The sequence below is a fragment of the Chloroflexota bacterium genome, assembly GCA_018648225.1.
Classification (GTDB): domain Bacteria; phylum Chloroflexota; class Anaerolineae; order Anaerolineales; family UBA11858; genus NIOZ-UU35.
Genome location: JABGRQ010000210.1, coordinates 1 through 4,356, shown reverse-complemented (window position 1 = coordinate 4,356; position 4,356 = coordinate 1). Strand labels below are relative to the sequence as shown.

General features: G+C 54.3%; 4 protein-coding genes. All 4 read left to right on the top strand.

The annotated features are described in order from the left end of the window. A partial coding sequence (locus tag HN413_17780; GenBank protein MBT3392252.1) for a GAF domain-containing protein occupies positions 1 to 1,574 on the top strand: 1,574 nt, incomplete at its 5' end. Positions 1,575 to 1,625: 51 nt separating this feature from the next. Further along, a complete protein-coding gene (locus tag HN413_17775) occupies positions 1,626 to 2,495 on the top strand; it encodes a DUF4129 domain-containing protein (protein ID MBT3392251.1) in 870 nt (289 codons plus the stop codon). Continuing rightward, positions 2,492 to 3,076 carry a hypothetical protein gene (locus HN413_17770; GenBank protein ID MBT3392250.1) on the top strand — a complete coding sequence of 195 codons (585 nt, stop codon included), beginning with the start codon at positions 2,492 to 2,494 and terminating at the stop codon, positions 3,074 to 3,076. Before HN413_17775 ends, HN413_17770 begins: the two co-directional genes overlap by 4 nt. Positions 3,077 to 3,141: 65 nt before the next feature. Continuing rightward, the gene (locus HN413_17765; protein MBT3392249.1) at positions 3,142 to 4,098 is read left to right on the top strand and encodes a MoxR family ATPase; all 957 of its coding nucleotides are present in this window, start codon (positions 3,142 to 3,144) and stop codon (positions 4,096 to 4,098) included. The last annotated feature ends 258 nt before the right edge of the window (positions 4,099 to 4,356 follow it).

Sequence of the window (4,356 nt, the reverse complement as noted above, 5' to 3'; positions counted from 1 at the left end):
TGGGACCGGTTGCCGATGAACTTATCGGCCAGCGTTTGCCGCCGGGAACCGGGCATGTGGGCCGGTCTGTTACCTCGAAGCAGCCTGCCATTGTGAATGGGGTCAATCAAACCGAAGAATGGGCCAGCAAGCCCGATGAGCGCACCGGCTTCCAGACGCGCGACCTGCTTCTCGTCCCAATGAGCGTTCAGAATACCGTTTTGGGCGTGATCGAAGTTATCAACCGTCGTGATGGCGCCCCCTTTACCCACGACGACCTTGAATTGCTGGCTTCATTTGCCAGCCAGGCCGCCATCGCGCTGGAAAACGCGCGTCTGTATACCCGCACCGACAAACAACTCGAAGCCCGCGTTGACGAACTCTCGGTGATGCAGCGTATCGACCGCGAATTAAACACCAGCCTCAACATTCAACGTTCCATGCAGATTACGCTCAACTGGGCCATGAGTCAGTCGGGCGCCGATGCTGGCCTGGTTGGCGCGGTGGATGAAGATGTGATCCAGGTGATGGCCGAACGCGGCTACGACGATGAAGTGCTGCCCTATAGTGACGACCAGCTTCCATTGGATGCTCTGCCCGCATTAAGGCGCGCTTTTGGCGAAGCCGATACTCAAATTATGCCGCGCCTCGTCAATGCCAGTAAAAATAAGCCTCAGGGATTTCTGACGGGTGCGCGTTCTCAAGTTGTCTTTCCCATCCGGCGCGAAGAACAGGTGATTGGTATTCTCCTTTTGGAGAGCCGCAACGAAGAACCTTTAGCCAAAGACACCCAGGAATTTCTCTCCCGCCTGAGCGATCATGCCGCCATTGCCATTGCCAACGCCCAGCTTTTCGGTCAGGTTCAGGACGCCAACAAAGCCAAGACCGATTTTATCAGTTTTGTGGCCCATGAACTCAAAACGCCCATGACCTCCATCCGCGGCTACACTGAATTATTAATGGGCGGTGCGATGGGTGCGATAACCGAAGGGCAAGAAAATTTCCTCCAAACCATCCGTTCAAATGTGAACCGCATGGCAACCCTGGTTTCTGATCTGAACGATATGTCCCGCATCGAAGTGGGCCGCCTCAGTCTGGATTTTAATGCCGTTGATATTGCCGATGTAGTTGACGAAGTTGCCCGTTCGCAGCAGCACGCCATTGATGCGAAACAACAAAGCTTGCAGATCAAAATCCCCGCGGGCTTGCCGCCGGTTTGGGGTGATCGAACCCGCCTCGTGCAAATTTTGGTCAACCTGGTTAGCAATGCCAATAAATACTCCCCCGAGGGCGGCGCCATCACCATTCAGGCCGAAACACTACCGGACGAAAAACCCGGCGCGCTACAAATTGTGCGTGTAGCCGTCAAGGATAATGGTATCGGCATGACCCCGGAAGATCAGGAAAAAATCTTCGCCCAATTTTTCCGCTCTGACGATCCTGAAGCGCGTCTGTCGCCCGGTTCCGGGCTGGGCTTGCATATCACCAAAAACCTGATCGAGATGCAAGGGGGCCGCATTGGGTTCGAAAGCAAGTATCGCAAAGGCTCCACGTTCTTCATCGCCGTTCCAGTGGCCGAGTCCATCGCTCGTTGATCTTGCGGAACGGTGAACCAGCTTCCGCATAAACCAGTATATTCATCGTATATGGACACACGCCGCCAAAATTTCTGGATCATCATAGCTTTCTTGTTGGCTGTGGGGGGGCTGCTTATGCTTTCTGCGACCCTTTCACAAATTGAATTTGCGTCGGGGCAAGTTTTCTTTTTGGAGGATCAAGAGCAGCCTTCCCAAACAATGCCGAGCATGGGGCTGCGAACCTGGAGTTTAGTGGGTGCGTGGAAAACAGTGGGGATTCTGATCCTGTGGGTGATTCTGCCAATCTCCGCCATCTATTTTCTGGTCTCGCCCGAAGCCCGCAAAAAAATCATCCGCCGCGCGCTGGCGATGTCCCTGACAGCTTACGCCCTATTCCTGATGCTACGAAGCTGCGGGCAAATTACCCCGGAAAATTTACTCAACTTCAGTGGTCTTTCCCCCGAATCGCCCGATCAAGCTAATACCAGTGCGCTGCAGTTTCAGGCGCAGCAAGAACAATGGTTGCACTGGATCGCCAATCTCGTCTTTGTGGGTTTGCTGACTTACCTCTTCTGGCAAATTTGGCGTTGGTGGCAACTGCGCCCCGCCTCTCTTACCGATCTCAGCGCCGAAGCGAACCAGGCTCTGGATGACTTGTCGGCGGGCGCACATCTGGAAGACACGATCTTGCGCTGTTATGCCGAGATGCACCGCATTGTTGAACGACGGCGCGGCCTGCGGCGTCAGGAGGCCATGACGCCGCGCGAATTTACCCAAGAACTTAAACGCAGCGGCCTGCCCGAAACGGCTGTGGATCAGCTAACGCATCTTTTCGAGCAAGTACGCTACGGGGGTGGTTTACCGCTGGATGCAGATGCAGCGCCTCTGGCCGAATCTAGCTTGCAGGCCATTGTCGCAGCCGGGTTGGGAAAATCATGAAGCCGCGGTTTTGGTGGGTATTCGGCGCCAGCGCATTTCTTGGCCCGCTGGCAATTCTCCTTTGGCCTGAGTTGATTCGTGAACTGTTTGTAATCCCGCTGACCTACTTTGTCGGAATCGCCAGTTTACTCTATCTTAGTTTCGACCAGTTTACCTTGTGGGTCGCGCTGATTTTAGTGGGTGGAGTATTTTTTTGGATAAGTCTAAAATTACGCCGCGGGCCAATCCCGAATCCTGTGCATCCAAATGCGCAGCAACTATCGTCTGTGCTTCGCTGGCAGCGTCACCTTAAGGATGCCCAACGCGGCGCTTATATGCGCTGGCGGTTGGCCCAACACATCGCCGATCTCACCGATGCTGCTCTGGCCTGCCGCACTGGTTTGCCCCCCGAAAGCATGCTCTACGAAGATTTGGAATTGCCTGCTGAAATTGAAGCCTATTTGCGAACCGCCAAAAAATTTCAGACGGGTGCGGCCATGTCCCGGCGTTGGTTTTCATCGCCCGCGCCGCAGCCGTTGAATCTGCCCCCCGAGGTGCTAGTCGCCTATATCGAACAATCCCTCACCCTTGACCGGGAATAATTTGTAAGCGGCAATCCATCCGACGTATCTGCGTAATCTGTATCCCATTGGAGAATTAATCCCTCATGAATACGACCGAAGTCGCCAAAATCAGTGATCGCATTATTACCGAAATCGAGCGCGCCATCGTTGGCAAGCGCGACTTGCTCGAGCGCATCATGGCCGCCATTCTGGCCGGGGGGCATGTGCTCCTCGAAGACTATCCGGGCCTGGCAAAAACCCTCATCGCCAATAGTTTTGCCACCGCTCTCGGCCTGGATTTCAAGCGCATCCAGTTCACCCCCGATCTGTTGCCCAGTGATATTACCGGCAGCTATATTTTTGACCGCCAACGAGGCGGCTTTGAACTCCGTAAAGGCCCAATTTTTGCCAATATCATCCTTGCCGATGAAATCAACCGCGCCTCCCCAAAAACACAATCGGCCTTGCTTGAAGCCATGCAGGAATATCAGGTCACATTGGATGGCGAAACCCTGCCTTTGCCGCAGCCTTTCCTGGTGATAGCCACCCAAAACCCCATTGAATACGAAGGCACTTTCCCGCTGCCCGAAGCCCAACTTGACCGTTTCTTGATGAAACTCTCCGTGGGCTATCCTTCGCTCGAAGAAGAGCAAGAAATTTTGCGCCGCCGCCGCGCCCGGCGTCAAGATACCTTTGATCTGCAACAAATCACCAACGCCGAAGAACTACTCGCCATGCGCGCCGCGATGGAAGATGTGCATATCGAAGCCGATCTCGAAAACTATATTGCGGCTGTTGTGCATCACACCCGCCGCGAACAGCGCACCGCGGTAGGAGCCAGTCCGCGCGGCTCGCTGGCCTTGCTGAAACTGGCCCGCGCCAAAGCTGCCCTCGATGGTCGCGCCTATGTGCTCCCCGACGATGTCAAAACCTTCATTCAGCCTGCCCTTTCCCACCGCTTGGTACTCAAACCCGATTTGTGGATGAATAAAACTGCCGCCTATGAAGTCCTCGATACGATTGCCAACCTGGTTCCTGTCCCGGTGATCGAAGGGATATAAGATGTATGAGAAGTATGCACTCAAAATCTGATCTCCTTCCCCAAAGGGAGAAGAAATTATGTCCCCTCTCCTTTTGGGAGAGGGCGGAGGGTGAGGGTAGCCCCAACGCTTGCATTGATCGATATTCGATAACATGAATCCCATCCTCATTATTAGCAGCTTGCTCTACATCCTTGTGCTCGTAGCCTTCGGCTCCCTCAACGGAATTCTGATGGCATTGGCGCTGCCTTTGCTCATCTACCTGGGAGCCGGTTGGTT

Coding starts and splice junctions, on each gene's coding strand:
- HN413_17770 (MBT3392250.1), top strand. CDS start 2,492: ATGAAGCCGCGGTTTTGGTGGGTATTCGGCGCCAGCGCATTTCTTGGC.
- HN413_17775 (MBT3392251.1), top strand. CDS start 1,626: ATGGACACACGCCGCCAAAATTTCTGGATCATCATAGCTTTCTTGTTG.
- HN413_17765 (MBT3392249.1), top strand. CDS start 3,142: ATGAATACGACCGAAGTCGCCAAAATCAGTGATCGCATTATTACCGAA.